Below are 26,384 nucleotides of genomic sequence, written 5' to 3' on the forward strand. Positions count from 1 at the left end.
TCGGCGGGGGACGTCGTCGGCGCGTGATCGTGGCGGGCCTCGTTGCGAAACTCTGCCACACGGGGTCTGGACGAGATAAAACTTCCAGCGCTAGTTTATACCCATGGAGCTACAGCTCTCGATGGAGCAGGTGGCGGTCCGCCGGCTCGCCGCCGAGATCACCAACGGCACCACGGCCGACGTCGCGCTGCTCTTCGCCCGTACCGGCGGGCCCGGGTCACGGGGCATCACCGTCTTTCTGGTGCCGACCGACGCGCGGGGACTGAGCCGCCGGGAGATCCACGGCAAGCTCGGACTGCGCGGCCAGGCCACCGGGGAACTCGCCCTCGACGCCGTACGGGTGCCCGACACCGCCCGTCTCGGCGCGGCGAGTGCCGGCCTGCGCCTGGCCCTGTCCACGCCGGGTCGCCCAGCCCGAGGAGATCGCCTCGGTGATCGCCTTCCTCGGCAGTGACGACGCATCGTACGTGAGCGGGCAGACACTGTATGTAAATGGCCGGGCCCGCTGACGTACCCGCCGCAACCCCTCGGAGGACACTGTGGACTTTTCGCTCAGCGACGAGGAGCGGGCGATCCGTGACACCGCCCGTGACTTCATCACCCGTGAGGTCGTACCGCTCGAGGCCGAGGTGCTGCGCCGCGAGCGGGCCCACGGCCCCGGACTCGACCGGACCGAACTGCGCGAGTTGCAGCTCAAGGCGAAGAAGTTCGGGTTCTGGGGCCTGGCCACCCCGCCCGAGTACGGCGGGATGGACCTGCCGGCGGTCACCCAGTCACTGATCTGGACCGAGATTGGACGTACCTTCGTGCCGTTCCGGTTCGGCGGCGAGGCGGACAACATCCTGTTCCACGCCAACGACGCCCAGAAGCACGAGTACCTGGTGCCGACGATCGAGGGCGAACGCCGCTCCTGCTTCGCCATCACCGAGCCCGGGGCCGGCTCCGACGCGGCGAACATCACGCTGCGCGCCAGCCGGGACGGCGACGACTGGATCCTTAACGGTGAGAAGACCTTCATCACCGGCGGCAACGAGGCCGACTTCGCGATCGTCGTCGCGGTCACCGACCGGAACAGGGGCGTACGCGACGGCGGCAGCACGGCGTTCCTGGTCGACCGCTCGATGGGCTGGCGGTCGGAGTTCATCCAGACGATGGGGGAGGGCGGGCCGGCCGCACTGGTCTTCGACGACGTACGGGTCCCGGGCGCCAACATCCTCGGCGAACCCGGCCAGGGCTTCGCCCTGGGCATGCAGTGGATCGCCAAGGGGCGCTACACCATTCCCTCGCACGCCGTCGGCATCGCCGAGCGGGCCCTGCGGATGGCGATCGAGCACGCCAACACCCGGCACACCTTCGGCGCACCGATCGGCGCCAACCAGGCGATCCAGTGGATGATCGCCGACTCGGAGACCGAGCTGGAGGCGGCCCGCTGGCTGATCCTGCGCGCGGCCTGGACGGTGGACCAGGGACTCGACCCCCGGCACGCGTCGTCGATGGCCAAGCTCTACGGCGCCGGCATGGTCAACCGGGTGGTCGACCGGGTGATGCAGATCCACGGCGGGATGGGTTACACCCGGGAACTGCCGATCGAGCGCTGGTACCGGCAGGTCCGGCTCTACCGCATCTTCGAGGGCACCGACGAGATGCAACGCCTGATCATCGCCCGTGACCTGCTGCGCGGTTACACCAAGCTGGGCGGGCACCTCGGATGAGGACGTTCGCCTCGCCCGCCGAACTCGCCGCCTCGGCCGGCGAGTCGTTCGGCCCAGGCCGGTGGCACCAGGTCGACCAGGGCCGGGTGAGCCTGTTCGCCGACGCCACCGACGACCACCAGTGGATCCACGTCGACCCGGAACGGGCCGCCGCCGGCCCGTTCGGTGGGACCGTCGCGCACGGCTACCTCACCCTCTCCCTGCTCCCGGCCCTGGTCACCGAGCTCTACCAGGTGCGGGGGGTCCGGATGGGGATCAACTACGGACTCAACCGGGTGCGTTTCCCCGCCCCGGTGCGGGTCGGCACCCGGATCCGGGCCACCGCCGCCATCGTGGAGGTGGTCGCGGTGACCGGCGGCTTGCAGGTGGTCACGGAGGTGACCGTGGAGAGCGAGGCCGGCGGCAAGCCGGTCTGCGTTGCCCAGACGATCAGCCGGTTCTACTTCGAGGAGGGACAGTGACCGCGCTCTCGCTGGCGATGATCCTCGCCGAGGCCGCCCGCCGCCACCCGGACACGGTGGCCGTGGTCGACGGCGACATCCGGGTCACGTACGCCGAGCTGTGGCTGGAAGCCCGGTCGGCCGCCGCCGGACTGGGGCATCTCGGCATCGGAGCGGGGGACACGGTCGCCCTGCTCGCGCCGAACGTGGTCGACTTTCCCCGGGTCTACTACGGAGCGTTGGCCGCGGGTGCCGTGGTGGTGCCGGTGCACCTGCTGTTGACCGCCGAGGAGATGGCCTACGTCCTCCGGGACAGCCACGCCGACCTGCTCGTCTGCCACACCAGCCAGTTGGCGATCGGGGCCGAGGCGGCGCACCGGGCGGGCGTCCGCCTGGTCACCGTCGGTCCGGTGCCGAGCGGGCTGGACGTGCACCGGTTGGAGCAGGTCAGCGACACCGTCGAACCACTGCCGTCGTACGTCACCCGGGAGGCCGAGGAGACCGCCGTGGTCTTCTACACCAGCGGCACCACCGGCACCTCCAAGGGAGCCCTGCTCACCCACCTCAACCTGGTGATGAACGCCACCGTCAACGTCTTCGACGCCAACGACGCGCGCAGCGCCGACGTGGTGCTCGGCTGCCTGCCGCTGTTCCACACCTTCGGTCAGACGGTGGCGATGAACGGCACCTTCCGGGTCGGCGGGACCCTGGTGCTGCTGAGCCGGTTCACCGGTGTGGCGGCGATCGAGCTGATGCTGCGCGAGGGCGTCACCGTCTTCCACGGCGTACCGACGATGTACATCGGGCTGCTGACCGCCGCCGCCGACGCGGCCACCCTGCCCCGGCTGCGACTCTGCGTCTCCGGTGGCGCGTCCCTGCCGGTCGCGGTGCTGGAGCGGTTCAACGCCGCCTTCGACACCACGGTCTTCGAGGGGTACGGGCTCTCCGAGACCTCACCGACCGCCACCACCAACCAGCCGCACTACGGCACCCGCGCCGGCACGGTCGGACACCCGATCTGGGGCGTGGAGGTGGAGATCGCCCGGCCCGAACTGGACGACCGGATCGAGTTGCTGCCCCCGGGTGAGCTCGGCGAGATCGTCATCCGGGGCCACAACGTCTTCGCCGGTTACCTGGGTCGTCCGGAGGCGACCGCCGAGGCCCTGGTCGACGGCTGGTTTCGCAGCGGCGACCTGGGCACGAAGGACGAGTCCGGCTTCGTCACGATCGTCGACCGGAAGAAGGACATCGTCATCCGGGGCGGGTTCAACGTCTATCCGCGCGAGGTCGAGGAGGCGTTGGCCCGGCACCCGGCGGTGGCCCAGGTGGCGGTGATCGGCGTACCCGACCCGGTGCACGGCGAGGAGATCTGCGCGGTGGTGGTGCTCGACCCGACCGCCGAGGCCAAACCGACCGAGCGGGAGCTGGTCGACTGGGCGCGGGAGCGGCTCGGCCGGCACAAGTACCCGCGCCAGGTCCGCTACCGAGACGAGCTGCCGATGGGCCCCAGCCACAAGGTGCTCAAGCGGGAGCTGCGTCGGCTGCTCGCCCCCCGACCCCCGTCCGACGGGTCGTGACGGTCAGCCCCGGGAGGAGATCTGCTGGACGGTCCACTCGTTGCCGTCCGGGTCGCTGAAGAACACGAAGCCGACGTTGTCCAGCGGGTCCGGGGTCGGGGTCGGGTTCTCGCCCAGCACCCGGACCTCGCTGACGTCCACCCCGCGCTCGACGAGCTGGGCGTGGGCCTTGTGGATGTCGGGGACGACCAGTTGCAGACCCTTGAGCGAGCCGGGTGGCATCCGCGGTACGGCGCCGTAACCGAGCACGATCGAGCAGCCCGAGCCCGGCGGTGTCAACTGGACGATGCGCACCTGCTCGCCGAACCGCATGTCGTGGTCGAGGTGGAAGCCGAGGCGCTCGGAGTAGAAGGTCTTCGCCCGGTCCACGTCCGACACCGGGACCACCACGACTTCCAACGTCCAGTTCACGGCCGGTCTCCGTTCGGTTTCGGTACGCGTTCGGGGCAGCGTACCGAATTCGGACCTGTTGTCCCGCACGGTCGCGCGGTGGTGGCCGGCGTGGTCGGGGCGGTAACGGGTAGTCGCCCGGCATGGCGACGACGATGAGCACCCAGGACAAGAAGCGTTTCGTACGGCGGCTCGCCGCCACCGGCCGGGGCTTCGCCGACCAGCAGGGCTTCCGGGTCACGAACAATCCGGCGGCGCTGTTCCAACTGCTCTGCCTCTCCGTCCTGTTGCGCCGACCCGGCGACCCGCGTCGGTCGGCGCGGACGGCACTGGCGCTGCGGGACGCGGGCGGCGACAGCGCGGCCCGGCTGGCCCGGTCGTCGTACGAGAGCCGGGCGGCCCTGCTGCGCGCCCACGCCCGGCGGGACGCGGACGAGTTGGCGACCAGCCTCGGTGAGCTGGCCGTGCAGGTCACCGAGCGGTACGGCGGCGACCTGCGGCGGCTACGCGCGGTGTCGAGGTACGACGCCGCCCGGGAGCGGGTCGCGCTGACCCGGTTGCCGGCCGTGGACGACGAGGTTGTGGTCCTGTTCTTCCGCGAGGTCCAGGCATTGTGGGCGGAGGTGCCGCCGAGCGCGGATCGGCGGGCGCTGGCCGCCGCGCGCCGGCTGGGCCTGGGGCGCTCCGCCGACGACCTGGCCGCGCTGGCCGGCGGTCGGGAGTCGGAGCGGCTGGCGTGGCTCGTCGGCGCACTGGCGATGGTGGATCTTGACAACAGATACCGGCAAATCGCCGCATAAGGCCCAATCGTACGTTAGCTCGCCCACAATTATGGTGTTCATTCGTCGTTCGTACGAGGCCGGCTCGTAGGATGGTCGTGCGCGGATCGCCCAACCGGTTCGGCTGGTCATCCGCCATCCGGTGGATACGTCCGGTTCGGACGTGATTACGCCGGAGTTTCGTCGGGCGTGGTGTCCCGGTCATGCCTGTCGTGACCGGCACCTCGTCCGGTGTCCCGGAACCCGCCCGCTCACCGGGCCAGGCCCGCGATCAGGTTCACCGTCGAGGCGATGATCACGGCACCGAACAGGTACGACAACAGCGCGTGCCGCAGCGCCGTACGCCTGATGTCCGGGCTGCTCAGTGCGGTGTCGGAGACCTGGAAGGTCATCCCGATGGTGAAGGCCAGGTAGGCGAAGTCGGTGTAGCGCGGCGGCGTCTGCTGGTGGAACCGGACGCCCCCGTCGGTGCCGGTGTAGTAGAGCCGGGCGTAGCGACCGCTGAAGACGGTGTGGATGACCGCCCAGGAGAAGAGCACGCTCACCACACCGAGCGCGATGTGCAACTGCTCGGAGAACCCGTCCAACGGCTGGGCCCGTACCAGCACCACCCCGATCGCCAGCAGGCTCGCCAGGCACGCGAACAGCAGCAGCGAGTCGCGCAGCCCCCGGTTGGCGTCCTCCCGCAGGGCGAACCGCGCGGTCTCGGCGGCATCCAGCGGCCAGAGCCGGAACCGTGCCCAGAGCAGGTAGAACGCCGCTGCGCAGTCCCAACCCACCAGCGGCCCCAGCACCGCCGCGTCGTACAGGCCCACCGGCACGGCGCCGGACGCCGCCACCACCGCCATCATGGTGAGCAGCACCGACGACCGGACCGGTTCCCGGCGCGGCCCGGACCGGGTCAACGCGGCTGACCGGGAGATCTGTCGGGGCGCACCGAGTCAGCTCTGGCGAAGGTGCCGGGCGACCCGCTGGTGCTTCTTGTCCCGGGCGCGGGCGGCCAGGTCGGCCGGGGTGACCTCGGGGTTGGAGTTGGTCGCCGCCGACCGGGCGACCTCGTTGACGTTGCCGTAGTCCACGGGCGGCATCGCCCGCAGCGCGCGGAGCACACCGTGCGGAGCTCCGGCCCGTTCGGCCTCCGCGACGATGTCGTCCCTGGTGGCGGGAAAGTCGAGTGCGGTGAGGTAGCGCAGCACCTCGGCGTTGGTGACCATGAACATCCCGCTCCTCGCCGGTCGTCTGGTTCTGCCGCCGCAGCGCTTACCCCACATTCGCGTGATCACGCCCCGACCGGGGCCGGGTTCGCGATCGTTTCACCGGTCCCGGCCCGGGTACCCGCCCGGCACGCGTCGCCGCAGCGGCCGAGGTCGAAGCCGTAGCAGCCGAGGTCAGACAGGAGCCGTCATGAACTACGACACCTTCGTCGACATGGTCGCCCAACGTGCCGGGGTGGACCAGGAACGCGCCGTCGAGCTGAGCCGGGCCACGCTCCAGACGTTGGCCGACCGCCTGACCAGCGGCGAGGTGATGGACCTCGCGGCCCAACTGCCGCAGCCGCTACAGGCGCTGATCCAGAACCCGCCGGACATCGCGGAGCGCTTCGACGCCTCCGTGTTCGTCGACCGGGTGGCCGAGCGGGCGAACGTCGATGCGGGGCTGGCCCGCAACGGGGCCCGTGCCGTGCTCACGACCGTACGCGAGGCGGTCACCGGCGGCGAGTTCGACGACGTGATGAGCCAGCTTCCCCGGGACTTCCGGGACCTGGTCGAGCCATCCCTGATGCCCGGCGGACGGGCGCGCAAGCGGTAGGAAACGCGGCCGGAACCGACTTTTGTCGGACTGGACAGAAGTTCGAGCGAAATTGTCCCGGGCAATGGACGACCCTGCGGCAAAGCCGTAACCTCTACGCAACGTGCGTGCGGTGGTCGATGCCCCGGGAGGAACGGACATGTCCCGCAGGACCGGAAAGCCCTCCTACACCAAGGCGTCGACGGGGCAGCGGCTCAGCGTCAACACCATCGTCTTCGCGATGCTGCTGCCGGTGGTGCTCGCCGGCTTCATCGGCGCCGGCATCGCGTACGCGGTGGTCGGGCCGAGTGACACCGAGGTCGCGGTCAACGAGCTGCGCGAGGCCGAGGCACGGCGGGACAACGAACAGATCGGCCAACTGACCGCCGCCGCCCGGACCACCCGCGACGAACTCGGTCCCGTGCTGTCCGAGATGGACACGGCGCTCAAGGGCGGCCAGCCGGCGCCCGCCGACAAGATCGCCGGCTGGCGGCAGACCATGCGTAAGGCGGTCGAGCGGCACGCCGAGAGCCCGTCGGGCAGCACCGCCACGAACGTGGCCCGGGGCGGTCTGCGGGCCGCCGTCGACGGGCTGGCCACCGCCCTGGACACCTACGCCCTGGTCGGTACGCTGCCAACCGGCTCCCAACGCGCCGTGATCGACCTGGCCCAACGGCAGCGTACGGCCGCCGGCACCGCGTGGTCGATCGCCGCCGCCCAGCTCGACCAGATCAACATCGACGCCGGCCACGGACACCAGCACGTCTATCTCGAGACCGAGGCCGGCAGTGGCGCGTTCACCTCGGACGGATCCCCGGAGGGCACCACCAAGTAGTCCCGCCGGGGCGCTCGGCTCGGGCGCCCCTATGATCACCTGCCGGGAACCCGATCTGGCACCCCGGCAAAGGTGATAGGAGTAGCGGATGGGATTCGTATCGCCGGGCTTCCAGGGCCGGCCCAGGTCGTCGCAGCCGTCGCTGCCACCCGGGCAGTATCTGACCGAGGACTTCCCGGTGCTGTCGGCCGGGCCCACCCCCCGCGTCTCCCTGGACAACTGGGAGTTCGTGGTGACCACCGAGAGCGGGGCCGAGCACCGCTGGTCCTGGCCGGAGATGCTGGCACTGCCGAACGAGACCCCGACCGTCGACATCCACTGTGTGACCCGTTGGTCGAAGCTGAACACCACCTGGCGCGGGGTCTCGCTGGACACCCTGCTGGCCGACGTGGAGACCGCCGCCGACTACGCGCTGGTGCACTCGTACGGGGGCTACAGCACCAACCTCCCGCTGGAGGACCTGCTCGACGGGCGGGCCTGGGTGGTGCACCAGTTCGAGGGCGGTGAGCTGCCGGCCGAGCACGGCGGCCCGGCCCGGCTGCTGGTGCCGCACCTCTACTTCTGGAAGTCGGCGAAGTGGGTGCGGGGCATTCAGTTGATGTTGACCGACGAGCCGGGCTTCTGGGAGACCGCCGGCTACCACGACTACGGTGACCCGTGGCGCGAGCAGCGGTACCAGGGCGACTGAACCGGGCGGCGAGCTGGCGCATTGCCCAGCTCGTCGAGACCCGGGACGAGACCGACACCGCCCGTACGCTGGTGCTGGAGGTGCCGGACTGGCCGGGGCACACGCCCGGCCAGCACGTCGACGTACGCCTGACCGCGCCGGACGGCTACCGCGCGGAGCGCTCGTACTCGATCGCGTCGGCGGCCGACGCCAACCGGGTCGAGCTGACCGTGCAGCGGGTGCCCGACGGGGAGGTGTCGCCGTACCTGCTCGACATCCTCTCCGTCGGCCAACCGGTGGAGATCCGGGGGCCGGTCGGTGGCTGGTTCGTCTGGCGCGCGGCCGAACCCGCGCCGGTGCTGCTGGTCGCCGGTGGTTCCGGCATCGTGCCGTTGATGGCCATGGTCCGGGCCCGGCGGGCGGCGGGCAGCCGGGTGCCGTTCCGGCTGATCTACTCGGCCCGGACGCCCCGGGACGTCTACTTCGCCGACGAGTTGCGGCGGCGGGCGCGCGACGACGGCGGCCTCGACATCGCGTACGTCTACACCCGTGAGACCCCGGACGGCTGGCCCTCCTCCGCCCACCGGATCGGGGTCGCCGACGTCAACAGCCAGGGGTGGCCGTCCGAGCTCGCACCCACCTGTTTTGTCTGCGGCCCGACGGGGTTTGTCGAGACCGTCGCCGATATCCTCGTCGCCCTCGGTCACGACTCCCGCCGGGTCAAGACCGAGCGCTTCGGTCCCACCGGAGGTTGAGATGGTCGATGGGCACTACATGGACGGCAACATGCTCGCCGGCCCGATGCGCGAACTCTTCGCGGTGGACCTCACCTCGGCCACCGGCCGGTGCGCCAACTGCGGCGTGACCGGACCCATCGCCGAGATGCACGTCTACCAGCACGCACCCGGCCTGGTCGCCCGGTGCCCGAGCTGCGAAGAGGTGATCATGCGACTGGTACGCACTCCCACCAGCGCCTGGCTCGACCTGCGCGGCGCGGTCTTCGTCCAGGTGCCGATGCCGCCGGAGACGCCCGCCGGTTGGTGACGGCGTCAGTCCCCGACGGCCGCCCCGCTGGTCGCCGGTTCCGCGGTGACGCTGTCGTAGTGGGCCAGCACGCCGCGCGCCCCCTCGAACGCCAGCGCCGCCCCGGGGGTGGCCGGCACGCCGAGTTCGACCACGGCGCGCAGGTGGCGATCGACCGCGTCGGCCAGGTGCGGCCAGCGGGCCGGGCGACCGGTCTCCGGTGTGACGACGGTTCCGGAGTCCAGGTCGGCCCGGACCCTGTCCAGGGCCTCGCGTAGGGCGGGCACGGCCCGGTCGAGGGCGTCGGCGGAGCCCGGCGCCGCGCCGATCTCCGGGCTGTGCTCCAGCACCTGCCGGATCACCGTGATCAGGTCCTGGTCGTGTCCGGCCAGCCAGCGCCGGGTGCGGTAGATCAGGCCCAGGTCGGGCCAGCGCTTGCGGGCGGCCTGCCGACTGTTGCCGGTGGACGAGCCGAGGTCGGCCAGGCTGGCTCCGAGCCAGACCGCGTCCGCCGCGTCCTGCGCCGCGCACTCGGCGGACACCTCGGCCAGCAGGGCGTCGGTGAGCTGCCCGGCGTGGACCCGGCGTAACCGGGTGCTCCGGTGCTCGCGCTCGTCGTCGACGTCACCCGGCTTCGCGGCCGGGTCGGGGCCGCCCAGGGTCGGGTTGGCGGCGAGTCGGCCGGTGATCTGACGTACCAGGTCCCGGGTGCGCGCGCGTAGCTCGTCGTACTCGGCCTCGCCGAGTCGCTCCAGGGGGCCGGTCGGCCGGGGATTCCGGGACATCTCTCTCCTTCTGCCTCGGGTGGGGCGAACGACCACACCGTAGCACTGTAAACCGCAGGTTTACACCCGCTGGACTCGGGTCCGGGTGCCGGTCGCGGATGCCGTGCCGCGCGGCCCGGGTCCGCCCGACAGTGAAAGGGATTGACACTCGTCAGCGGCCCAAGTGAGAATTCCTCTGCGTTTCGCTCATCGGCGGACGGCCGTGAACGGCGAGGACCCGCCATGCTGCCGTCCATGTCGGGCGCTCGACCGGGCGGGCTGCCAGGAGGCGATACGTCTGTGCGTGAGACTCTCTCGCGGCCCCCGAACCGGGCACTTCCTCCGCACGCCGGTGACGCCGGATGACCGGCCGTACCCGGGTCGGGATCGTCGGCGCGGGTCCGGCCGGCATGCTGGTCGCGGTCCTGTTGCAGCGGGCCGGCATCGACTGTGTGGTGGTCGAGCGGCGTGACCGGGCCCACGTCGAGCAACGGGCCCGGGGTGCCGCGGTCGAGCACCGGGTGGTCGAACTGCTGCGCCGGCACGACCTCGCGGGCGGCCTGCTCGCCGCCGGGGCGGTGCAGGACCGGATCGAGTTCCGGATGGGGGGCCGGCGTTACCCGCTCGCCTACCACCCGGTCGCCGCCGCTCATGGTCACTTCGTCTATCCGCAGCAGTACCTCGTCCGGGACCTGGTCGACGTCTTCCTCGCCGCCGGTGGCGACCTGCGGTTCGAGACTCCCGCCTCGACCGTCACCGATCTCGACGGCGACCGGCCGGTGATCCGGCTCGGCGGTGCCGCCGGTCCGAGCGAGTTGCGCTGCGACGTGGTGGTCGGCGCCGACGGCGAGTACGGCGTGGTCCGTCGTGCCATCCCGCGCGCCGCCCTCACCATCCACGAGCACCAGTACGACTACGCCTGGCTGGCGGTGCTCGCCGAGGCGGCCCCGTCCAGCGACTGCGTGGTCAACGCCATCCACGCCTCGGGGGCGTGCGTGCACGTACGCCGTACCCCGACGGTGAGCCGGTTCTATCTCCAGTGCCCACGGGAGGACAGTCGGGCCGACTGGCCGGACGAGCGGATCTGGAAGGAGATCCGGCTCCGGCTCGCGCTGGACGAGCCGTGGACCCTGAACGAGGGGCCGATCCTCTCCACCAGCAGCGTACGGATGCGCTCTTTGGTCTGTGCCCCGTTGCGGTACGGCCCGGTCTTCCTGGTCGGCGACGCCGCGCACGTCGTGCCCCTGGTCGGCGGCAAGGGCTTCAACCTCGCCCTCGCCGACGCCGAGGAGCTTGCCCTGGCTCTGGTCGAGCGGTTCACCGGCGGTCGGCCCGCCCGCCTGGACGCGTACTCGGAGACCCGGCTGGCCAGGGTGTGGCGGGCGCAGGAGTTCGTCGGCTGGATGATGGATCTGGTCAACACCCCGGCGCCGGGAATCCGTGAGGCGCCGTTCCTGCACCGGCTGCAGCGGGCCCGGCTGGAGCGGCTCGTCGAGTCGCCGGCATACGCCGCCGCGTTCCTCCAGGACTACATCGGGTGGGACTGAGCGTTCGAACCGTCGCACCACGCGGCCGGGGCCGGACGCAAGCGACTGTGGCGTGCGGAACTTCTCGGCATCAAAGCTGCGACCTGCCGCGTTACAACTTGTAGTCTCGCTAGCTGAACCAACGTCGCTACTCAATTAGAAGCGGCTAGCGGGATTTTGTCATGTTTCGGGGTGGGGGAACCAGTGCGCGGGTCAACGCCGATGGTCGGTGTCCCGACCCCCACCGACTGGACCGGGGTCACGGGCTGGTGGAACCGACCGGTTCCCCCACCCGCCCACCGTCGGGCCAGCCGTCCCCGAGCGCTGCGCGAACTGGTGCTCGTCGCCCTGCTCTGGGCCGGGTACAACCTCGGACGGCTGCTCGCCGACGGCCACGCGACCGTCGCGGTCGACAACGGCCACCGGATCTGGCACCTGGAGCGGTTTCTCCGGCTGCCGAACGAGGCGACCGTCCAGGACCTGCTGTCCCGGACCGAGACCCTCGTCCGGACCGCGAACAGCTACTACGCGTACGTGCACTTCCCCGCCACCGCGGCCTTCCTGGTCTGGCTCTACCTGCGCCGCCCGGGGTACTACCGCTGGGCCCGCAACTCGCTCGCCACGCTGACCGGGGCGGCGCTGGTCGTACACCTGGTCTTTCCGTTGGCACCGCCCCGGATGCTGGCCGACACCGGCCTGTTCGACGCCGCCGCGCGATACGGCCCGTCGGTGTACGGCACACCGACCACCGACGACCTCACCAACCAGTACGCCGCCATGCCCTCGCTGCACGTGGGGTGGGCGCTGCTGGTCGCGACCGGGCTCGTGCTGGCCACCCGGACCCGCTGGCGCTGGCTCTGGCTGCTGCACCCGGCCGTCACCCTCGCCGTGGTGGTCGTCACCGCCAACCACTACTGGCTCGACGGCATCGTCGCCGCGGCGATCGTGGCGGTCATCCCGCTCCTGGTGCCGGTGCCCAAGGGCGAAGGTCGGCCCTGGCGCTCCACCCGACGCCCGCGCTGGTCGTCGGGGCCGTCCGTGCCACGGCACCGGAACCCGCCCGGCCGCCGGCCGGGGCGCCGTCGCGGTCGACCCGGCCGGCGACGAACCCTGCGCCGGATCGGCATCGCGGTCGCGGGCGGCGTCGTCATCCTGGCCGGGCTGCTGATGCTGGTGCTGCCCGGACCCGGGTGGCTGACCATCTTCGCCGGACTCTCCCTGCTCGGCCGCGAGTTCCCGTGGGCCCGACGCCTGGCCGACCGGCCGCGACGCGGACTGGTACGGCTGCGGGACCGGATCCGCCGATCGCCGCCGCACCGACCCCGGGCCCGGCCCCGGTGAGACCCGGTCGGCGTGCCGGCCGCCGCATCGCCACCATCCCCGGCCCGACCGTGGACCCGAAGGAGTCGTTGACCGTGCTCAGTCTCGGAAGTCGCATCCTCACCGTCTCGCTGACCCTCGCCCGGGTGAAGCGGTGGCAGTTCGCGCCGAAGCGCTTCATCGGCGCCTCCGCCGCGCCACGGGACCCACTCGCCCACCGTCCGCCGATCCTGCGGCACGTCACCGTCGAGCGACAGGACTTCGAGGACTGGCCGACGTACGTGGTCACGCCGGTCACCGGGGCCCCCAACGGACAGATCCTCTACCTGCACGGGGGCGCGTACGCGGCCGAGATCACCGTCGGGCACTGGAACCTGGTCGCGCGGCTGGCCGAGCGGACCGGCCGAAGCGTCACCGTACCGATCTACCCGCTCACCCCGGAGTACGGCCACCGCGACGTCTTCCCGACCCTGCTCCGCCTCTACCGGCGGGTGGTGGGCCGGATGGCGGCCGACCGGCTGGCCGTGATCGGCGACTCGGCCGGGGCCGGCATGGCGTTGGCGCTGGTGCAGTCGCTTCCCGCCGACACCGCCCGCCCCGGTGACCTCGTGCTGCTCTCGCCCTGGCTCGACGCGACCATGACCAACCCGGAGATCCCCGCGATCGCCCGCCGCGACCCGTTGCTCAACGCCGCCCACCTGCGCTCCCTCGGCCACCTGTACGCGCTGCCGGACCTGCCGTCGGTGCCCGGGGTGAGCCCGATCAACGGCCCGCTGCGCGACCTCGGCCGGGTGACCCTGTTCACCGGCACCCGGGACGTACTCAACCCCGACGCCCGGCGACTGCGCCAACTCGCCTCCGAACAGGGCACCGAGATCGTCCTGCGCGAGTACCCGGGGATGCTGCACGACTTTGTGCTCACGCCGATCCCCGAGGCCAGACGGGTGGTCGCCGAGATCGTCGAGGTGCTGGGCGGCCACGCCCGAGGATCGGTCGAGGCGACGCCGCCGGCCCACCCGGAGCCGGCGGCCTTTCCCGGTGTCCGACTCCGCCTCGCCCGGACCGGCCGGCGCGGCGTCGCCGAGGACGCCCCGGTCCGTTGAGCGGTGGACCGGGGCGGGGCGAGGGTGCGGCCGGTGGTGCCGAGGGTGTCGGCCGCTTACTCCCGGGCGCCGTCCCGGTCCCGGCGTACGGTCGCCCGGCGGCCCTTGATGGTGGTGCCGCGCAGCCGGTTGATCACCTCGTCGGCGGCCGCCTGCGGCACCTCGACCAGGGAGAACCGGTCGGCGATCTCGATCGAGCCGATCTCCCGGCCGCTGACCCGGGTCTCCCCGGTGATCGCGCCCACCAGGTCCTGCGGGCGGATGCCCGAGCGCCGGCCCACCCCGATGAAGAGGCAGGTCATGCCCCCCTGCCGGGACCGGCCGGACCGCTGCCCGTCCCGACCCCGAGCGTCGCGCGCGTTCCGGCCGTCCCGTCCGCCCCGCTCCTCGCGGAGCGTGACCTGTGGGATCTCCTCGTCGTCGACCGGCACCCCGGCCGCCTCGTGGGCCAGCTTCACCGCGGCGAGCGCCACCTCCATCACGTCGAACTCGTCGGCCAGCGTCTCCACGATCACCCGGAACTGATCCAGGTCGTCCTCGAGCAGGCTCTCCTGTAGCGCCGCCCGGGTCAGCTCCAGCCGCCGGGTACGCATGTCCGCCACCGTCGGCACCTTGTCGATCGAGATCCGTTGCCCGGTCACCCGCTCGATCGTCTTGAGCATCCGGTGCTCGCGCGGTTCCGCCAGGGTGATCGCCACGCCCTGCCGTCCGGCCCGGCCGACCCGCCCGATCCGGTGCACGTACGACTCCGGGGCGGAGGGCACGTCGTAGTTGAAGACGTGGGTGAGCTGCTCGATGTCCAGCCCGCGCGCCGCCACGTCGGTCGCCACCAGCAGGTCCGCCGTGCCGGTCCGCAGCCGGCCCATCACCCGGTCCCGCTGCTCCTGGCTCATCCCGCCGTGCAGCGCCTCGGCCCGGTAGCCCCGGCCGTTCATCGTCTCGGTGAGCCGGTCGACCTCCTCCCGGCTGCGGCAGAAGACGATCGCGGCGGCCGGGGACTCGGCGTCCAGCACCCGTCCGAGCGCGGCCGGCTTGTGCGCCCGGGCCACCACGTACGCGGTCTGCCGGACCAGGGGAGCGGTGCCGGTGGTGGGGGACGGGCGGCCGATCTCGATCCGTACCGGCTGGCGCAGGTGCTGGCGGGCCAGACCGTCGATCCGGGACGGCATGGTGGCGGAGAAGAGCACCGTCTGCCGCTGCGGCGGGGTCTCGGCGAGGATCGCCTCGATGTCCTCGGCGAAGCCCATGTCGAGCATCTCGTCGGCCTCGTCGAGCACCACCGTGGCGAGCGAGCCGAGCCGCAGGGTGCCCCGGGCGATGTGGTCCAGCGCCCGGCCGGGGGTGGCGACCACCACGTCCACGCCGCCGTCGAGGACCCGTAGCTGCCGGCCGATCGGCTGGCCGCCGTAGATCGGCAGCACCCGTACGCCGAGTTCCCGGCCGTAGCGGTGGACCGCCTCGGAGACCTGCACGGCCAGTTCCCGGGTCGGTACCAGCACCAGCGCGGACGGGTCGTCGGGCCGCCGCCCGGCCGGCATCCGGTGCAGCAGCGGCAGGGCGAAGGCCGCCGTCTTGCCGGTGCCGGTGGCCGCCTGTCCGAGCAGGTCGCTCCCGGCGAGCAGGGGCGGGATCGTCTCCCGCTGGATCGCGGTCGGTTCCTCGTAGCCGAGAGCGCTCAACGCCCCGAGAAGTTCGTCCCGCAATCCGAGGTCGGCGAAGGTGCCGGCGTCGTCGTCGGCACCGGTGCCATCGACAGGGGTTACTGGATCGGGACTTACGCTCTCGGAACTCATGCCCACAAGCCTTTCATTACCCCGGTCGGCGTGTTTCGGCTACCGGGGTACCTGCCCCTCGCGGGGCTGTGCTTGGGCCTCGACCGAGGCGGTTACCTCGCCCGGGTGGCCCGGTGCCCGCCCGGTCGGCGGGCGCCGGGCGGGCGCGATCGGAACCGCCCCGGTCACCCCGCGGGGTCAGGGTGCCGAGGAACGGTACGGGCGTCAGCTCCCCGGCTGGGGGAAGGCGACCGGGCTGCGGTGACCGTCCCGGTCCACCGCCCGGATGCCGAAGAACACGTTGTCCTTCGACAGGTTGATGGTGACCGTGGTGACGTCACCGACCTCGATCACGTGGGTCCACTCCGAGGCGGTCGTCTCCCGCCAGAGCACCTCGTAACCGGCCAGGTCCGGCTCGGTGCCCCGGTCCCAACGCAGTTCGGTGTCGTTGGTCAGGTTCGTGGTCACGATGGTCGCCCGCTTCGGCGTACCGGGCGCCTGGGCCAGCGAGTACAGCACCGCCCCGTTCACCTTGGTCACCCGGGTGATGTAGCCGAAGTCGCAGAACTCCGGCAGGTCGCCGAACTGCTTGCCGTCCACCACCCGTACGTCCTGGTGCTGGTGGGCGAAGTCCTCGTTCGGCTCGGTGAACCGACCGGCCGGCCAGCCCTCGCGCAGGAACGCGATGTGGTCGCTGCCGCGCAGGTAGCGGTCCCGCCGGTAGACCACCCGTACGTTCATCCCGGTGGCGCTGTTCTCCGCCACGTCGCTGACGAACCGGGCGAGCTGGCGCGACGGGGAGTCGTTCTCGCCGCCGACCGACTGGCGGGTGCTCGCCTGCCCCGGCGTCTCCGAGGTCGGCACACCCTCCGCGAACAGCCGTACCGACCTCGGGTCCCGGGTGCCGTCGTCGGCGGTGCTGCTGCCGATGATGTCGCAGCTGAACATGCCCTGGATGTCGGTGCCGGCCGCCTTGTACTGCTGGGCCAGGTAGGTCGAGCCGTACAGGTTCTGCTCCTCGCCGGCCACCGCGGCGAAGACCACCGTCGCCTCGATCGGACGCTTGGACATCACCCGGGCCAGTTCCATCAGCAGCGCCACGCCGGAGGCGTCGTCGTCGGCGCCGGGGGCGTCGCTGGTGAAGTCCATGACGTCGGTGCACCGCGAGTCGTAGTGACCGGTCACCACGTACACCCGCCCGGGGGAGGTGGTGCCGCGCAGGGTGGCGACCACGTTGCTGATCCGGGTCGGCACCGGGATCCGGGAGGCGGGCTGCTGGATGTACGACTGCACCTCCACCGTCAGCCGGCCACCCGAGGCCGCCGCGTAGCCCCGCATCTGCTCGTGGATCCAGTCCCGGGCGGCGCCGATGCCCCGTACCGGGTCGTCCTGGCTGGACAGGGTGTGCCGGGTGCCGAAGGCGGCCAGCCGCCGGACGATCGCCTCGATCCGCCGCTGGTCGATCTCGTCCAGCAGCCGGCGCAGCTCCCGGTCCGGGGCCTGCGGCCGGACCGGTCGGCCGGGGCCGTCGTCGTCGTGCCCCCCGGCGCTGGCCGGCGCGGCGACCATCGGCACGGTCACCGCCGCGGCGGCGGTCACCGTGGCGGCGGAGAGAAAGGTACGGCGGGTCGGCTTCGTGGGCTCTGGGCCGTGTGATTCATCAGAAGACATGAGATCATCGTCATCAATCGAGGTGGCGAGTGTCAATGGCCCCGGGGGCGGTGCGCGGCGCCCTGGTCGATCGTCGTCTTCCCGAGGTTTGTCCCGCTTGTGCCCGGGAACGGCACTGGTTATGACCACACCACGTGTCGTGATCGTCGGAGCCGGGTTCGCCGGGTACCACGCGGCGAGACGGCTCTCCCGGATCGCCCGTGGCCGGGCCGAGATCACGCTGATCAGCTCGACCGACTACTTCCTCTACCTGCCGCTGCTGCCCGAGGTCGCGGCCGGCGTGCTGGAGCCCACCCGGATCACCGTGCCGCTCACCGGCACGCTCCCCGGCGTACGGGTGATCGTCGGTGAGGTCGACCGGGTCGACCTGCGCGCCCGGCAGGTCGGGTTCACCCGGCCCGAGGGGGACCGCGAGCAGCTCGGTTACGACCGGCTGGTGCTCTCCGTCGGCAGCGTCAACAAGCTCCTCCCGATCCCCGGGGTCACCGAGCACGCGCACGGCTTCCGGGGCATGCCCGAGGCCGTCTTCCTGCACGACCACGTGGTCCGCCAGGTCGAACTGGCCGACACCGCCACCGACCAGCGGGAACGGGCGGCTCGCAGCACCTTCGTGGTGGTCGGTGCCGGCTACACCGGCACCGAGGTCGCCGCCCACGGACAGCTCTTCACCGACCGGCTGGCCGCCCAACGCCCGGGGTTCGACATCCGTCCGCGCTGGATGCTGCTCGACGTCGCCGACCGGGTCCTGCCCGAACTAGCCGAGCGGATGTCCGTGACCGCGCAACGGGTGCTCGACGAACGCGGGGTCGACGTCCGGATGGGCACCTCGGTCAAGGAGGCGACCGCCGACGGCGTCCGCCTCAGCGACGGCGAGTACGTGCCCACCCGGTCGTTGATCTGGTGCGTCGGGGTACGCCCCGACCCGCTCGTCGCCGACCTCGGCCTGCCCACCGAGCGGGGCCGGCTCACCGTGGACGAGTTCCTCGGCGTACCGGGCTTTCCCGAGGTGTACGCCTGCGGCGACGCCGCCGCCGTGCCGGACCTGACCCGGCCCGGTCAGGTGACGCCGATGACCGCCCAGCACGCCGAGCGCCAGGGCAAGCTCGTCGCGCACAACATCGCCGCCTCGTACGGGCAGGGCCGACGCCGGCCGTACCGGCACCACGACCTCGGGTTCGTGGTGGACCTCGGCGGCCGGGACGCGGCGGCGAACCCGCTCCAGGTGCCGCTGTCCGGGCTGCTGGCGAAGGCGGTCACCCGCGGCTACCACCTGTTCGCGCTGCCGAGCAACCGGGCCCGGGTGGGGGTCGACTGGCTGCTCGACGCGGTGCTGTCCCGCCCGGCGGTGCAACTCGGCCTGGTCCCGGCCAACGCGGTGCCGCTGGAGAGCGAGTCGCCGGAGGTGCCCACCCGGGTCGGCGTCCGCTGACCCGGTCACCGGCCGCGACGCGGTCCCGCCCCGGTCGCTCACCGCGTCGGCCGTCGACGCGGCTCAGCCCCGGTCGGTCACCGCGCCGGTCGTCGGTTCGCCGTCCCGGCCACGCGCCGGGTCGGTCGCCGGTCTGCTGTCGGCGACGAAGCGGTCCAGTGCCGCGCCGTGCAGCACGGCGCCCGGGACCTTGTCCCTGGCCGCCAGGTTCACCAGCCGGGACACCGGCAGTCGCCGTGGCGCGCGGGCGGCGGCCAGCACGACGTTGCCGTAGCGCCGGCCGCGTAGCATCGCCCGGCTGGCGACCACCACCACCTCGGCGAAGCTCGCCCGCAGGGTCGCCGCCTGGACCCGGGAGAACGCCAGCAGCGGCAGGTCGGTCAGATTGAGCACGTACACCCCGTCCGGCCGGAGCACCCGGGCCGCCTCGGCGGCGAACTCCACACTGGCGACGTGTTCGGGCATCCGCGCCGCCTGGTAGACGTCGGCGAGCACCAGGTCGTAGGCGCCGTCCGGCTCGGACTCCAGGGCCGCCCGCGCGTCGGCGACCCGTACCTCGATGTCGTCGGTGGGTAGCGGCAACTCCCGCCGGACCAGGGTGACCAGGGCGGCGTCGCGCTCCACCACGGTCTGGGTCGACCCGGGACGGGTGGCGGCCACGTAGCGGGGCAGGGTGAAGCCGCCGCCGCCCAGGTGCAGTACGCGCAGCGCGGCCCCCCTGGGCGCCGCCGCGTCCACCACCGAGGCCATCCGCCGTACGTAGTCGAAGTGCAGGTACGTCGGGTCGCCCAGGTCGACGTACGACTGCGGCACCCCCTCGACCAGCAGGATCCGGCCGCTCGGACGGAACCGGTCGATCAGGAGTTCCGTCGTCCCGGCCAGGGAACCGCCCCGGGGGCGGGCCCCGGTGTCGGCCGGTGTCGGAGGTCGCGTCGCCACCGCTGCACGCTAACCGGTGGCCGCCCCGGGACTCGCGCCGACGCCGGTGAGGTCCCCCGGACGACTGGTTGTCGCCGGGTTTCGAAATAGTGGGGAATCCATGTCGTCCCCCCTTGATATCGATCTATGTCGCATGGTTGGTTAGTCGGACCAACCGACGAATCAGGGGGCGCGATGTCCACCTCGCCGCGCTCCGGTCAGGTCCGACCGGCGAACGCACCCACCGACCAACTGTCGTTGCGCCGCGCCAACCTGTCCCGAACCCTCGGCCACCTGCGGGTACACGGCCCCCGCTCGCGTGCCGCCATCGCCGCCGGCACCGGTCTGCACAAGGCGACGGTCTCCAGCCTGGTCGACGAGCTGCTGGCCCGGGAACTGGTCCGGGAGACCGGACTCGAATACTCGGGCAGCGCCGGCCGACCGGGCCGGGCGGTGGCGCTGCACGGGGCCGGCGTGGGTGCCCTCGGAGTGGCGATCAACGTCGACTACATCGGCGTACACGGGACCGACCTGGCCGGTCGGGTGCTGGTCGAGCGACGGATCCCGTTCGACGCCACCGAGGGCGGTCCGGACCGGTGCGTCGACGCGCTGACCGAGGTGATCCGGCGGGCACTGGACGACCTGGGAGACGCCGGCGCCGTGCCGGTCGGGGTGACCGTCGCGGTGCCGGGCCTCGTCGACATCGCCCGTGGCACGGTCGTGCTCGCGCCCAACCTCGGCTGGCACGACCTGTCGCTCGGGCCACGGCTGACCGCGGCCCTCCCGGCCGGGCTGCGCGTCGTGGTCGACAACGACGCCAACCTCGCCGCGCTGGCCGAGCACACCTACGGCGTCGCCGCCGGCAGCCGCGACCTGGTCTACCTGACCGGCGAGGTGGGTGTCGGCGGCGGGGTGATCTCCGACGGCCGGCTGCTGCGCGGCAACGACGGCTTCTCCGGCGAGGTGGGCCACCTCCCCGTCGACCCGGCCGGTCGGCGCTGCGGCTGCGGCCGTACCGGCTGCTGGGAGACGAAGGTCGGGCTCGCCGAGCTGATCCGCGCGGTCACCCCCGACCGGGCGTACGGGCTCGACCCGGAACCGCTGCGGGTGCCCGAGGAGCGGGTCGCCGAACTGCGCCGACGGCTGGACGACGGCGACCCGGTCGTCTCCGCCGCCGTGGCCGAGGTCGGCCGGTGGCTCGGACTCGGCGGCGCCATCCTGGTCAACCTGGTCAACCCCCGGGTGATCGTGCTCGGCGGCTACTTCGCCACGCTGGCGCAGTGGCTGGTCCCGGCCGCCCGACCCGAACTGGACCGGCTGGTCGTCGCCGGCCGGGCCGCGCACTGCCGGTTCGTCGCCTCCGACCTCGGCTTCACCGCCGCCGCCCGGGGGGCGGCGGGCGTGGTCGTCGACCGGGTGATCGCCGACCCCACGTCGGTGGGTAACCCCACCCACGCGGTCCTGCCCACCACCCCGGCGGGCAGCCCCTGAACCCTCCCCACCCGTCCCCGATCCCTGCGACCCACCCGTCCACCCGACAGGCGGTCCATCGGCAACCGACCTGACCCGACCCCCCCACCGCATCGCCCGACCGGGCGGTCAACGCGGCGGCGCGCGCCCCGCCCGGTCGTACCCACCCCACCCCGTTCCGACCAGAAAGGCCGATCATGAAACTCCCGATCCGTCGCGCGCTGGCGGTCGCCGCCTCCGGCGTGCTGCTCGCCGGTACGGCCGTCGCCGCCACCGCCGGCCCGGCCCAGGCCGACGACCCGTACCAGGTGCTGGTCTTCTCCAAGACCGCCGGGTTCCGGCACGACGCCATCCCGGTCGGCATCCAGGCGATTCGTGACCTCGGCGCGGCGAACAACTTCACCGTCACCGCGACCGAGGACGCCGCCCAGTTCACCACCACCAGCCTGGCCCGGTTCCGTACCGTGGTCTTCCTCAACACCACCGGCGACGTGCTCAACGCCAGCCAGCAGACGGCCTTCGAGACGTACGTCAACGGCGGCGGCGGCTTCGTCGGGGTGCACTCGGCCGCCGACACCGAGTACGACTGGCCCTACTACGGCCGGCTCGTCGGCGCCTGGTTCGCCTCGCACCCGGCGATCCAGCAGGCCACCGTCAACGTCGAGGACCGTACCCACGCCGCCACCGCGCACCTGGCGGCGACCTGGACCCGGACCGACGAGTGGTACAACTACCGGACCAACCCGCGCTCCCAGGTGCGGGTGCTGGCCAGCCTCAACGAGTCCAGCTACTCCGGCGGCAGCATGGGCGACCACCCGATCGCCTGGTGCCACCCGCAGTCCAGCGGCCGGGCGTTCTACACCGGCTTCGGGCACACTCAGGCCTCCTACGCCGACCCCGCGTTCCGCGCCCACCTGCTCGGCGGCATCCGGTACGCGGCCGGCTGGGCCCCGGCCGCCTGCACTCCCGGCGGTGGCGGCGGCGGTGGTTCGGTGACCGTGGAGGCCGAGTCGTACAGCTCGCAGTCCGGGGTGCAGATCGTCGGCAAGGGCGCGGCGAGCGGCGGGGCGACCGTCGGCTACATCGAGAACAACGACTGGACCGGGTACGCCTCGGTGAGCACCGCCGGGCGTACCGGCTTCTCGGCCCGGATCTCCTCGGCCGGTGCCGGTGGCACCATCCAGATCCGCGCCGGCTCCGCCACCGGGACACTGCTCGGTTCCGCCGCGGTGCCCAACACCGGCGGGTGGGAGACGTTCCGTACCGTCACCACCACCCTGACCGGTACCGCCTCCGGGTCGTTGTTCCTGCGTTACACCGGCGGCTCCGGTTCACTGTTCGACGTGGACACGGTGACCCTCACCGGCGGTAGCTGACCATCCGGTCCGGTTGGCCGGTCGGCTCGACCAGCCAACCGGACCGCTCAGCTCAGGCCCGCGCCGGCCTGCTCGATCGCGTCGTCGACCTGCCGGGCGAGGTCGATGTCGAGCGCCGTGACCGCGTCGACCCGGGCCGTGCGCACCTCGATCAGCGCGGTGTCCGGGCTCGGCCGACCGATCCGTGGCCCCCGGCCGTTGCGTGGTCGCAGCGTCGCCAGCAGTCCGAGCACCCGGTCGAGATTCTCCGGCGGCAGCTCGATGGTCCGGGTCAGCGACCGCCGGTCACCGGACCAGTAGGGCAGGTCGGCCAGGGCGGCGCGCAGTTCCTCCTCGGTGAGCGGGGCGGTCTCGCCCTGTGCGCTGACCACCCCGCCGCCGGCCGGCGGCGGACCGAGCAGGTCACGCAGGTCGATCGGCAGGTCCAGGGAGTCGACCAGTTCCCGGTCCCGGTCGGCCAGCGCGCTCAACGTCGCCTGGGCCTGGTAGCGCGCCTGCTCCGGGGTGCGTCGGCTGATCCGGGCGACCTCCGCGAGGAACCCGCCGAGGTCGAGTCGGCGGGCCGCCGTGCCGGACGCCCCGTTGTGCAACTCGTTCGGCAGCGCGGCCAGCAGCCGTTCGCGGTCGGCGTCGCCCAGTGCCTCGGCCAGCGCCAGTACCGTCGCCTCGGCGGCGGCACGGGCCTGGTCGAAGTCGACCCCGGCCCGACGTCCGACGTCGCTCACCAGGTCCCGGTACCGGATGACGGCGACACCCGTACCGGTGTCCGCGCCACCCTGGTCCGGGTCGGGCAGCGGCCAGGCCGGTGGTGCCGGCGACGGCACCGAGGCGGGTTCCAGCCCGGCCCGGTCGGCGGCCGGTTTGCGCGGGCCCGCCTCCGGCGGACCGTCCCGGCGGGCCTGGTCCAGGCTCTCGAGCTGCTTGGAGGAGCCGAGCGTGGCGCCGGCGCCACTCGGCCGCTGCCCGCGCTGGCGCGCCTGCCGGGCCAGGGCGCGGCGCCGCTGGTTGTCACCCTCCATCTGCTTTCCGCTCATGCCCTGCGCCTTCCCGGCGCGCGGACCGCACAAACGAGTCCGCGTGGGGGCCGCTCGGTCCGGCCCGCTCGCCTCACCCGGGCGGGGTGAGGGGGCCTCACCCGATGCCGGCCCATGATCGAGCTGGACCGTCAGACTTCCGAACGCTCGCGGAAGGAAGGTCGTCATGAAGCGGATCATCGAGATCGTCCCCGCCCGTCCCGGATGGTATTCCCGCTGGCGGGTGGCCCCGGACGTCACGCGTTCCTATCCGGTCACCGTCTGGGCTCTGGTGGAGGATGCGGACGAGGCGAGCCGGGAGGTGATCGGTGTCGACTCGGTGGGGCAGTGGCCGGGCGCGGACGACAACGAGGCCGGTGCCGACTTCGTCCGCTATCTCTTCCAACCGCCGGACAGCGGTGAGCCGGACGACGCGGACCAGGCGCGCAGCACCTCGGGTAGCGGGGTACCGGCCGAGTTGCTCCAGCCCGCCACCTCCGGCTGAGCATGGCCTTCGCCCGACCCGTGTTCCAGTGACCGGAACCGGGTCGGGCGAAAGCGCTTTTCCCGTCTTCGACGCGTACGCTGACCGGAAGGGCAGATCGTCCGATGCTCGAGGGGCGGCGGCACAAGCCCCACCCCTCCCGCCAACCCCGAGGCAGGTACGCATGGACGCTGATTCCTCCGCTCCGGTCCGTATTCTCGTCGTGGACGACGACCCCGGCGACGTGCTGATGATCGAAGAGGCCCTCGGCGACTCCGACGTGCACAAGGCCATCGACGTGGTCAGCGACGGGCAGGAGGCGATGGAGTTCCTGCGTCAGCAGGGTCGGCACGCCACCGCCGTACGACCGGACGTCATCCTGCTCGACCTGAACATGCCGAGAATGGACGGCCGCCAGGTGCTCAGCGCGGTCAAGGGCGACGACGACCTGCGTACGATCCCGGTCGTGGTGCTGACCACGTCCAACGCGGACACCGACATCATCGGCAGCTACACCCTCCAGGCCAACGCGTACGTCGCGAAACCGATCGACCTGGACGACTTCAACGACGCGGTGCGCCGCATCGACCAGTTCTTCGGTCGGGTCGCGGTGCTGCCCCGGCGGCACTGAACCGTCGACCCCGTCGACCCGTCGCCACCGCCCCCGGGCTCGCCGGATGGTGAATAATTTTGCGATTCCGCTTCGTGTGGTCGGGCCGCTGACGAGGATTCAGGTGGGGAGAGGACACGCTGCCTGGGGGGCAAGGCATGGACTTCACCATCGCGGAGATGGGCTATGACCGTGACCAGGTCGACTCGTGCCTGGCGGAGCTGCGCGAGGGGCTGGCCCGGTTGGCGACGCCGGCCGAGGCCGCGTCCGCGCCGGACGACGAACTCCTCCGGGTACGCCGGGAGGCGGCCCGGCTGCACCTCGTGCTGACCGGGGGATCGGTGGCCGAACGGGCGCCGGAACGGATGCGCGAGCTGCTCGCGGTCGTCGAGCGGGAGGCGGCCCAACTCCTCGCCCGGGCGCGGGGGGAACTGACCGCGGCCAAGGAAGAGGCGCGGCAGGTGCGCGACCGGGCCTACGCCGAGGCGCTCCAGGCCCGGCGTGACTTCGAGGCCGCCCTGCACGCCCGACGGGTGCGCGAGCAGCGGGTGGACCACATCCTGCGGGACGTGACCGTGGGCAGCGCCCCGGTCGACGGCCGGGACCGGGCCCAGGTCTGACGGCAGCGCCCGCCCCGACCCGGGTGCTGGTCAGACCAGCGCGGCGACGATCGTGGTGGCCCGCTCCTCGTGCTGGGCGTACGCGTCGGGGAACGCCGAGACCTGGACCGCCTGGGCGGCTCCGCTGATGCTCATCTGCTCCCAGCCGGGGATCTGCACCAGCGCGTCGAAGAACGCCTCGGCGGCGTACGCCGGACGCATCAGGTCCGTGACCGCACCCCAGCCGCTGCTGGTGCGCTGCTGGAACAGTCCGACCGAGTCGAAGTCGTACCCGGTGCCCTGGTTGGGCAGCTCCAGCGACTCCGGCAGGGCGGGGTTGGCCAGGTTGTAGAGGTTGCTCTCCTGCATCGCGGTCGCGATGGCGACGATCAGGCCGCGCCGGGGGATGCCGAGTCTGATCCCGACCTTGACGATGGCGGCGGCGTTGTCCATCTGGGCCTGGTCGAGGCCGGCGACCGGCTTGGGCTTCGGCGGCTTGGTCGGCTTCCGGGTGGCCTTGGGCGACGCCTTCTTCGACGGCGAGGCACTCGGCGTCGGGCTGGCCGGGGTGGTCGGGACCGCGACCCGTTCGAACGCCCGTGAGGCGGCCTGCTCCTGAGCCAGCACGTCGCGCTCGCTCAGCGCGGTCGAGTCGGCCAGCACGGCACGTACGGGTTCGCCGGGTGTGGTCGCCGCCTGCGACTCGGTGAACGCGACAAATCCCAGGCAGCAGGTGACCCCGGTGGCGAGGGAGAGGCGTACCGGGGTGGAGGTGAGCAGGGACCGGATCGGGGACTGCCGCGCCGCCCGACGGCCGGCACCGCGGGTTGCCGCCCCGAGCAGCCTGACCCGTCGGTCCGGGGAGCGGTGGCGTCCGGTCACCTGGCCGCCCGATGGCGGCTCAGCCGAACGGATAGGTCCGGTGTTGCTGGCTGACTCACGCTTCACCTCGTCGTTGGGATGCACCCGCCGAGGCTAGGTAATGCCGGAGCGTCATGGGAAGCTCCAGGCGGTGGCATGGGACACAGTTTTGCCTGGTCAGCCGGTCATCGGGCGGCAGCGGGGTGCGCCCGTGCGTCGATGTCTCGAATCCGTAATATCCGAAATGCCAGGCCCAG

29 protein-coding genes are annotated in these 26,384 nt (G+C 72.2%); 20 read left to right on the top strand and 9 right to left on the bottom strand.

Annotation, left to right across the window (positions count from 1 at the left end; all coding sequences use genetic code 11):
• Window positions 1-103: 103 nt before the first annotated feature.
• The 5 genes from ACI2K4_RS05345 to ACI2K4_RS05365 are packed head-to-tail and all read left to right on the top strand — an operon-like array spanning window position 104 to window position 3,729.
• Window positions 104-454 carry an acyl-CoA dehydrogenase family protein gene (locus ACI2K4_RS05345; RefSeq protein ID WP_404508953.1) on the top strand — a complete coding sequence of 117 codons (351 nt, stop codon included), beginning with the start codon at window positions 104-106 and terminating at the stop codon, window positions 452-454.
• Window positions 432-509 (top strand): hypothetical protein, encoded by a 78-nt coding sequence (locus tag ACI2K4_RS05350; RefSeq protein WP_404509201.1) that lies wholly within the window; start codon window positions 432-434, stop codon window positions 507-509. Before ACI2K4_RS05345 ends, ACI2K4_RS05350 begins: the two co-directional genes overlap by 23 nt.
• Before the next feature lie 30 nt (window positions 510-539).
• Window positions 540-1,712, top strand: coding sequence for an acyl-CoA dehydrogenase family protein (locus ACI2K4_RS05355; protein WP_404508955.1), 1,173 nt, complete (start codon window positions 540-542; stop codon window positions 1,710-1,712).
• Window positions 1,709-2,173, top strand: a complete 465-nt coding sequence (locus tag ACI2K4_RS05360) for a MaoC family dehydratase (protein WP_404508957.1) — start codon at window positions 1,709-1,711, stop codon at window positions 2,171-2,173. Before ACI2K4_RS05355 ends, ACI2K4_RS05360 begins: the two co-directional genes overlap by 4 nt.
• Complete coding sequence (locus ACI2K4_RS05365; protein WP_404508958.1) at window positions 2,170-3,729, top strand: long-chain fatty acid--CoA ligase; 1,560 nt, start codon at window positions 2,170-2,172, stop codon at window positions 3,727-3,729. The genes ACI2K4_RS05360 and ACI2K4_RS05365 overlap by 4 nt, the downstream gene beginning before the upstream one ends.
• Before the next feature lie 3 nt (window positions 3,730-3,732).
• Here ACI2K4_RS05365 and ACI2K4_RS05370 read toward each other — a convergent pair whose 3' ends face one another.
• Window positions 3,733-4,140, bottom strand: coding sequence for a VOC family protein (locus ACI2K4_RS05370; protein ID WP_404508960.1), 408 nt, complete (start codon window positions 4,138-4,140; stop codon window positions 3,733-3,735).
• A gap of 122 nt (window positions 4,141-4,262) precedes the next feature.
• Here ACI2K4_RS05370 and ACI2K4_RS05375 point away from each other — a divergent pair, with 122 nt between their 5' ends.
• The gene (locus ACI2K4_RS05375; RefSeq protein WP_404508961.1) at window positions 4,263-4,919 is read left to right on the top strand and encodes a hypothetical protein; all 657 of its coding nucleotides are present in this window, start codon (window positions 4,263-4,265) and stop codon (window positions 4,917-4,919) included.
• Between the two features lie 230 nt (window positions 4,920-5,149).
• On the opposite strand, the gene ACI2K4_RS05380 is transcribed toward ACI2K4_RS05375, so the two are convergent.
• Both ACI2K4_RS05380 and ACI2K4_RS05385 read right to left on the bottom strand, forming a co-directional pair.
• The gene (locus ACI2K4_RS05380; RefSeq protein ID WP_404508963.1) at window positions 5,150-5,803 is read right to left on the bottom strand and encodes a DUF1345 domain-containing protein; all 654 of its coding nucleotides are present in this window, start codon (window positions 5,801-5,803) and stop codon (window positions 5,150-5,152) included.
• Between the two features lie 36 nt (window positions 5,804-5,839).
• Entirely contained in the window at window positions 5,840-6,118 is a 279-nt protein-coding gene (locus ACI2K4_RS05385; RefSeq protein WP_404508964.1) for a DUF2795 domain-containing protein, read from the bottom strand.
• A 184-nt stretch (window positions 6,119-6,302) separates the two neighbouring features.
• Here ACI2K4_RS05385 and ACI2K4_RS05390 point away from each other — a divergent pair, with 184 nt between their 5' ends.
• From ACI2K4_RS05390 to ACI2K4_RS05410, 5 genes are all read left to right on the top strand, one after another.
• The gene (locus ACI2K4_RS05390; RefSeq protein ID WP_404508965.1) at window positions 6,303-6,707 is read left to right on the top strand and encodes a DUF2267 domain-containing protein; all 405 of its coding nucleotides are present in this window, start codon (window positions 6,303-6,305) and stop codon (window positions 6,705-6,707) included.
• Between the two features lie 139 nt (window positions 6,708-6,846).
• Complete coding sequence (locus tag ACI2K4_RS05395) at window positions 6,847-7,521, top strand: hypothetical protein (RefSeq protein WP_404508967.1); 675 nt, start codon at window positions 6,847-6,849, stop codon at window positions 7,519-7,521.
• A gap of 88 nt (window positions 7,522-7,609) precedes the next feature.
• A complete protein-coding gene (locus ACI2K4_RS05400; RefSeq protein ID WP_404508969.1) occupies window positions 7,610-8,209 on the top strand; it encodes a sulfite oxidase-like oxidoreductase in 600 nt (199 codons plus the stop codon).
• Complete coding sequence (locus tag ACI2K4_RS05405; protein ID WP_404508971.1) at window positions 8,179-8,943, top strand: ferredoxin reductase; 765 nt, start codon at window positions 8,179-8,181, stop codon at window positions 8,941-8,943. The genes ACI2K4_RS05400 and ACI2K4_RS05405 overlap by 31 nt, the downstream gene beginning before the upstream one ends.
• Window position 8,944: 1 nt before the next feature.
• Window positions 8,945-9,232, top strand: a complete 288-nt coding sequence (locus ACI2K4_RS05410; protein ID WP_404508972.1) for a DUF6510 family protein — start codon at window positions 8,945-8,947, stop codon at window positions 9,230-9,232.
• 5 nt (window positions 9,233-9,237) lie between these two features.
• Here the strand turns inward: ACI2K4_RS05410 and ACI2K4_RS05415 are convergent, their stop codons facing one another.
• Window positions 9,238-9,996, bottom strand: a complete 759-nt coding sequence (locus ACI2K4_RS05415; RefSeq protein ID WP_404508974.1) for a hypothetical protein — start codon at window positions 9,994-9,996, stop codon at window positions 9,238-9,240.
• Between the two features lie 341 nt (window positions 9,997-10,337).
• Between ACI2K4_RS05415 and ACI2K4_RS05420 the strand changes: the two genes are divergently transcribed.
• The 3 genes from ACI2K4_RS05420 (at window position 10,338) to ACI2K4_RS05430 (ending at window position 13,924) form a co-directional block, all read left to right on the top strand.
• Window positions 10,338-11,522, top strand: coding sequence for a 4-hydroxybenzoate 3-monooxygenase (locus ACI2K4_RS05420; protein WP_404508976.1), 1,185 nt, complete (start codon window positions 10,338-10,340; stop codon window positions 11,520-11,522).
• A 201-nt stretch (window positions 11,523-11,723) separates the two neighbouring features.
• Window positions 11,724-12,842 (top strand): phosphatase PAP2 family protein, encoded by a 1,119-nt coding sequence (locus tag ACI2K4_RS05425; protein ID WP_404508978.1) that lies wholly within the window; start codon window positions 11,724-11,726, stop codon window positions 12,840-12,842.
• A 74-nt stretch (window positions 12,843-12,916) separates the two neighbouring features.
• The gene (locus ACI2K4_RS05430; RefSeq protein WP_404508980.1) at window positions 12,917-13,924 is read left to right on the top strand and encodes an alpha/beta hydrolase; all 1,008 of its coding nucleotides are present in this window, start codon (window positions 12,917-12,919) and stop codon (window positions 13,922-13,924) included.
• A 56-nt stretch (window positions 13,925-13,980) separates the two neighbouring features.
• Here ACI2K4_RS05430 and ACI2K4_RS05435 read toward each other — a convergent pair whose 3' ends face one another.
• Complete coding sequence (locus ACI2K4_RS05435) at window positions 13,981-15,717, bottom strand: DEAD/DEAH box helicase (RefSeq protein WP_404508981.1); 1,737 nt, start codon at window positions 15,715-15,717, stop codon at window positions 13,981-13,983.
• Between the two features lie 204 nt (window positions 15,718-15,921).
• Entirely contained in the window at window positions 15,922-17,367 is a 1,446-nt protein-coding gene (locus tag ACI2K4_RS05440; protein ID WP_404508983.1) for a M20/M25/M40 family metallo-hydrolase, read from the bottom strand.
• A 121-nt stretch (window positions 17,368-17,488) separates the two neighbouring features.
• Here ACI2K4_RS05440 and ACI2K4_RS05445 point away from each other — a divergent pair, with 121 nt between their 5' ends.
• On the top strand, window positions 17,489-18,796 hold the full coding sequence (locus tag ACI2K4_RS05445) for an NAD(P)/FAD-dependent oxidoreductase (RefSeq protein ID WP_404508984.1): 1,308 nt from the start codon (window positions 17,489-17,491) through the stop codon (window positions 18,794-18,796).
• 63 nt (window positions 18,797-18,859) lie between these two features.
• Here the strand turns inward: ACI2K4_RS05445 and ACI2K4_RS05450 are convergent, their stop codons facing one another.
• Window positions 18,860-19,678: a spermidine synthase gene (locus ACI2K4_RS05450; RefSeq protein WP_404509202.1), complete on the bottom strand. Its 819-nt coding sequence runs from the start codon at window positions 19,676-19,678 to the stop codon at window positions 18,860-18,862.
• Between the two features lie 231 nt (window positions 19,679-19,909).
• Here ACI2K4_RS05450 and ACI2K4_RS05455 point away from each other — a divergent pair, with 231 nt between their 5' ends.
• Both ACI2K4_RS05455 and ACI2K4_RS05460 read left to right on the top strand, forming a co-directional pair.
• Window positions 19,910-21,205 carry an ROK family protein gene (locus ACI2K4_RS05455; RefSeq protein ID WP_404508986.1) on the top strand — a complete coding sequence of 432 codons (1,296 nt, stop codon included), beginning with the start codon at window positions 19,910-19,912 and terminating at the stop codon, window positions 21,203-21,205.
• A gap of 176 nt (window positions 21,206-21,381) precedes the next feature.
• Complete coding sequence (locus ACI2K4_RS05460; RefSeq protein WP_404508987.1) at window positions 21,382-22,560, top strand: ThuA domain-containing protein; 1,179 nt, start codon at window positions 21,382-21,384, stop codon at window positions 22,558-22,560.
• 47 nt (window positions 22,561-22,607) lie between these two features.
• On the opposite strand, the gene ACI2K4_RS05465 is transcribed toward ACI2K4_RS05460, so the two are convergent.
• Window positions 22,608-23,594 carry a DUF2267 domain-containing protein gene (locus ACI2K4_RS05465; protein WP_404508988.1) on the bottom strand — a complete coding sequence of 329 codons (987 nt, stop codon included), beginning with the start codon at window positions 23,592-23,594 and terminating at the stop codon, window positions 22,608-22,610.
• Between the two features lie 166 nt (window positions 23,595-23,760).
• On the opposite strand from ACI2K4_RS05465, the gene ACI2K4_RS05470 reads away from it, so the two are divergent.
• The 3 genes from ACI2K4_RS05470 (at window position 23,761) to ACI2K4_RS05480 (ending at window position 25,287) form a co-directional block, all read left to right on the top strand.
• Window positions 23,761-24,078: a hypothetical protein gene (locus ACI2K4_RS05470; protein WP_404508989.1), complete on the top strand. Its 318-nt coding sequence runs from the start codon at window positions 23,761-23,763 to the stop codon at window positions 24,076-24,078.
• 163 nt (window positions 24,079-24,241) lie between these two features.
• Window positions 24,242-24,688, top strand: coding sequence for a response regulator (locus ACI2K4_RS05475; protein WP_404508990.1), 447 nt, complete (start codon window positions 24,242-24,244; stop codon window positions 24,686-24,688).
• Window positions 24,689-24,825: 137 nt separating this feature from the next.
• On the top strand, window positions 24,826-25,287 hold the full coding sequence (locus ACI2K4_RS05480) for an ATPase (protein WP_404508991.1): 462 nt from the start codon (window positions 24,826-24,828) through the stop codon (window positions 25,285-25,287).
• Between the two features lie 30 nt (window positions 25,288-25,317).
• On the opposite strand, the gene ACI2K4_RS05485 is transcribed toward ACI2K4_RS05480, so the two are convergent.
• Window positions 25,318-26,232, bottom strand: coding sequence for a hypothetical protein (locus ACI2K4_RS05485; RefSeq protein WP_404508992.1), 915 nt, complete (start codon window positions 26,230-26,232; stop codon window positions 25,318-25,320).
• Window positions 26,233-26,384 lie beyond the last annotated feature (152 nt).

This window comes from Micromonospora sp. NPDC050397, from assembly GCF_044901685.1.
Lineage (GTDB): Bacteria > Actinomycetota > Actinomycetes > Mycobacteriales > Micromonosporaceae > Micromonospora_G.

Excerpts from the sequence above, each read along its gene's own strand:
- ACI2K4_RS05345 (WP_404508953.1), top strand. The coding sequence starts at position 104 with ATGGAGCTACAGCTCTCGATGGAGCAGGTGGCGGTCCGCCGGCTCGCC.
- ACI2K4_RS05360 (WP_404508957.1), top strand. The coding sequence starts at position 1,709 with ATGAGGACGTTCGCCTCGCCCGCCGAACTCGCCGCCTCGGCCGGCGAG.
- ACI2K4_RS05375 (WP_404508961.1), top strand. The coding sequence starts at position 4,263 with ATGGCGACGACGATGAGCACCCAGGACAAGAAGCGTTTCGTACGGCGG.
- ACI2K4_RS05385 (WP_404508964.1), bottom strand. The coding sequence starts at position 6,118 with ATGTTCATGGTCACCAACGCCGAGGTGCTGCGCTACCTCACCGCACTC.
- ACI2K4_RS05390 (WP_404508965.1), top strand. The coding sequence starts at position 6,303 with ATGAACTACGACACCTTCGTCGACATGGTCGCCCAACGTGCCGGGGTG.
- ACI2K4_RS05395 (WP_404508967.1), top strand. The coding sequence starts at position 6,847 with ATGTCCCGCAGGACCGGAAAGCCCTCCTACACCAAGGCGTCGACGGGG.
- ACI2K4_RS05400 (WP_404508969.1), top strand. The coding sequence starts at position 7,610 with ATGGGATTCGTATCGCCGGGCTTCCAGGGCCGGCCCAGGTCGTCGCAG.
- ACI2K4_RS05410 (WP_404508972.1), top strand. The coding sequence starts at position 8,945 with ATGGTCGATGGGCACTACATGGACGGCAACATGCTCGCCGGCCCGATG.
- ACI2K4_RS05415 (WP_404508974.1), bottom strand. The coding sequence starts at position 9,996 with ATGTCCCGGAATCCCCGGCCGACCGGCCCCCTGGAGCGACTCGGCGAG.
- ACI2K4_RS05420 (WP_404508976.1), top strand. The coding sequence starts at position 10,338 with ATGACCGGCCGTACCCGGGTCGGGATCGTCGGCGCGGGTCCGGCCGGC.
- ACI2K4_RS05425 (WP_404508978.1), top strand. The coding sequence starts at position 11,724 with ATGGTCGGTGTCCCGACCCCCACCGACTGGACCGGGGTCACGGGCTGG.
- ACI2K4_RS05435 (WP_404508981.1), bottom strand. The coding sequence starts at position 15,717 with ATGAGTTCCGAGAGCGTAAGTCCCGATCCAGTAACCCCTGTCGATGGC.
- ACI2K4_RS05440 (WP_404508983.1), bottom strand. The coding sequence starts at position 17,367 with ATGTCTTCTGATGAATCACACGGCCCAGAGCCCACGAAGCCGACCCGC.
- ACI2K4_RS05445 (WP_404508984.1), top strand. The coding sequence starts at position 17,489 with ATGACCACACCACGTGTCGTGATCGTCGGAGCCGGGTTCGCCGGGTAC.
- ACI2K4_RS05455 (WP_404508986.1), top strand. The coding sequence starts at position 19,910 with ATGTCCACCTCGCCGCGCTCCGGTCAGGTCCGACCGGCGAACGCACCC.
- ACI2K4_RS05460 (WP_404508987.1), top strand. The coding sequence starts at position 21,382 with ATGAAACTCCCGATCCGTCGCGCGCTGGCGGTCGCCGCCTCCGGCGTG.
- ACI2K4_RS05465 (WP_404508988.1), bottom strand. The coding sequence starts at position 23,594 with ATGAGCGGAAAGCAGATGGAGGGTGACAACCAGCGGCGCCGCGCCCTG.
- ACI2K4_RS05470 (WP_404508989.1), top strand. The coding sequence starts at position 23,761 with ATGAAGCGGATCATCGAGATCGTCCCCGCCCGTCCCGGATGGTATTCC.
- ACI2K4_RS05475 (WP_404508990.1), top strand. The coding sequence starts at position 24,242 with ATGGACGCTGATTCCTCCGCTCCGGTCCGTATTCTCGTCGTGGACGAC.
- ACI2K4_RS05480 (WP_404508991.1), top strand. The coding sequence starts at position 24,826 with ATGGACTTCACCATCGCGGAGATGGGCTATGACCGTGACCAGGTCGAC.